General features: G+C 57.5%; 1 pseudogene. It reads left to right on the top strand.

Annotation, left to right across the window (positions count from 1 at the left end):
- Nucleotides 1-348 (top strand): annotated as a pseudogene (locus tag KDM87_RS17650) (energy transducer TonB); the annotation flags it as partial.

Here is a 348-nt window from a genome sequence, read left to right on the forward strand (position 1 = left end):
TGGTCATAGCGTTTCACGTAGTGCTGGTGTATGCACTGCTCAATGGCTTGGGCACCAAGCTCATCGAAATCGTGCAAAAGCCTTTAGAGACAAAAATTGTCGAAGAAGTGCCGCCACCGCCACCACCGCCAGATACGCCACCACCACCGCCGCCGAAACTGCTGGCCCCACCGCCACCATTTATTCCGCCGCCGGAAGTGCAGGTACAACCACAGGTACAACCGCAGAACACCATTTCTGCCGTATCCAACGTCAAACCTGAAAACCCGGTGTTCAGCAAAGCGCCACCGGCGCCTGTGGCAGAAGCACCGAAAGCGGCGGGACCGTCAATTGTTCCCGGCGTCATCG

This window comes from Cognatundibacterium rivi, from assembly GCF_018139565.1.
GTDB classification, from domain to species: Bacteria; Pseudomonadota; Gammaproteobacteria; order Burkholderiales; family Burkholderiaceae_D; genus Undibacterium; species Undibacterium rivi.